Source organism: Pseudomonas sp. ABFPK (assembly GCF_001586765.1).
GTDB lineage: Bacteria > Pseudomonadota > Gammaproteobacteria > Pseudomonadales > Pseudomonadaceae > Aquipseudomonas > Aquipseudomonas asiatica.
The window spans coordinates 1-1,956 of sequence record NZ_LQXW01000068.1 but is presented as its reverse complement, the minus strand read 5'-3'; the positions used below and the strand labels follow the sequence as shown (position 1 = coordinate 1,956).

Annotated in this window: 2 protein-coding genes; both read right to left on the bottom strand. The window is 61.9% G+C overall.

The genetic code is table 11. The annotated features are described in order from the left end of the window. Positions 1-68: 68 nt before the first annotated feature. A complete protein-coding gene (istB, locus tag WM94_RS26685) occupies positions 69-848 on the bottom strand; it encodes an IS21-like element ISKpn7 family helper ATPase IstB (RefSeq protein WP_004152394.1) in 780 nt (259 codons plus the stop codon). Further along, the gene (gene istA, locus WM94_RS26680; RefSeq protein WP_004199214.1) at positions 845-1,870 is read right to left on the bottom strand and encodes an IS21 family transposase; all 1,026 of its coding nucleotides are present in this window, start codon (positions 1,868-1,870) and stop codon (positions 845-847) included. The genes istB and istA overlap by 4 nt, the downstream gene beginning before the upstream one ends. Between the last annotated feature and the right edge of the window lie 86 nt (positions 1,871-1,956).

Sequence of the window (1,956 nt, the reverse complement as noted above, 5' to 3'; positions counted from 1 at the left end):
TGTCAACACCAACTGAAAACTGACCCACTTTACCCCTGAATCACCAAAGTAATACTGACCCACCTGGATCATTCGGGTTTGGAATTTTTCCTGACCACTCCCGCCTTCCTCTTGTCCTTCAAGCGGTAGCTTTCGCCGCTCAGGGTCAGGATATGGGCATGGTGCAGCAGCCGATCCAGCATCGCGGCTGTCAGGGTGGTATCGCCGGCAAACGCGTCGGCCCACTGGCTGAACGGCAGGTTCGAGGTCAGGATCATCGCCCCTTTCTCATAGCGCTTCGCCACCACCTGAAAGAACAGGTTCGCTTCCTCGCGTCCGAAAGGCAGGTAGCCGATCTCATCGATCACCAGCAGCCGTGGACCGAGGATGGCGCGGTTGAAGTATTCCTTCAGCCGCCCTTGTCGCTGCGCCGTGCTCAGTTGCAGCATCAGGTCGGCTGCCGTGATGAAGCGTGTCTTGACCCCGGCTTGCGCGGCCTTGTAACCCAAGGCGATGGCGAGGTGGGTCTTGCCGATGCCAGAGGGTCCGATCAGCACCACGTTCTCGGCCCGTTCGACAAACGCCAGACTGCCCAGCTCCTGCACCAGTGCCTTGGGCACGCCGGGGTTGAAGCTGAAGTCATAGTCCTCCAGGGTCTTGATGCCCGGGAAGCAAGCCATCCGCGTCAGCAGTTCGCGGCTGCGCTGCTGGCGACACCCCGCTTCATGCCGCAACAGGTGTTCCAGGAAGTCGGTGAAGCTGAAGTCCTCGCGCACCGCCTGCTGCGCCAGGACGGGGTAATGCGTTGCCACCCGTTCGAGTTTGAGTTGCTGGCACAGGGCGTCGATCCGCTCATGCTGGAGGTTCATCGGCAGGCCTCCCCAATTGCGTCATAGACAGACAGTGGGTGCTGGAGAGATTCCAGTGGTACCGGGCGGAGACTGTTATCCAGCAGGGGGGCCTCGTCGCGCCGCACACGGGATGGCAAGGGTTGCAGGTGTTCCCGCTCCTGCCGCCAACGGTCGATGGGGCGCTCGTTCAGGGTGGCGTGGACCCGCACATTCGCCTCGTCTGCCAACCAGTCACGGACGCGTCGGTTGGCAGCAGCACAATCGAGCAGCAGCCCCGTGCCCTTCATCCGGGTCAGCAACGGGTTGTAGAAGCTCTCGCGGAAGTAGCGATTGAAGCGCTCGACCTTGCCTTTGGTCTGGGCCCGATACGGGCGACACAGCCGGATCCGGAACCCCAGGTCATCGGCCAGTTGAAGCAAGCCGGGGTGAAAACGGTGCTTGCCGTCACCGTAGGCATCGCGTTCCAGCACCACGGTCTTCATGTTGTCGAACAACACCTCGCGGGGCACACCGCCCAGATAGTCAAAAGCCAGCAACAGGGAGTCCCGCACGGACTCGAAGGATTCGTCCGGTACGAAGGTGACAAACGTCATGCGGCTGTATCCCAGCGTGGCGACGAAGGCCGACATGGGGGATCTGGCCCGGCGCAAGACCACGAAATCAGCCTGCAACTGCCGTCCGGGCTCGGTCTCGAAACGGACGGCCGGACCTGCTTCGCGGCGGGCGGGCTTGAGCGTGGCGAGGAAGGCGCGCAATAACGAGAGACCGCCGCCATACCCTTGAGCGCGGATTTCCCGATTCAGGACGGTGGCAGGCAGCCAGATGGGGTGGGCCTGCTCGACCCGTTGCCGCAGATAAGATTCAAATGGCCCCAGTTTGGTGGGGCGTGGTTCACGGGGCTGGTATCGCGCTACCGACGGATCGCGGAGGTAGCGGCGCACGGTATTGCGCGAGACCCCCAACGTGCGGGCGATGTGCCGGATGGAGTGGCCCTGTCGGGCAAGAACTCTGATTTCCACGGTTTGCTCCTGGGTCAACATCGACGGCCTCGAAAAGGCCGCCAAACTAGCCCAAGTGGATCAGTTTTACTTCGCTGGGGTGGGTCAGTTTTACACTGCTGCTAACA

Excerpts from the sequence above, each read along its gene's own strand:
- istA (WP_004199214.1), bottom strand. The coding sequence starts at position 1,870 with ATGTTGACCCAGGAGCAAACCGTGGAAATCAGAGTTCTTGCCCGACAG.
- istB (WP_004152394.1), bottom strand. The coding sequence starts at position 848 with ATGAACCTCCAGCATGAGCGGATCGACGCCCTGTGCCAGCAACTCAAA.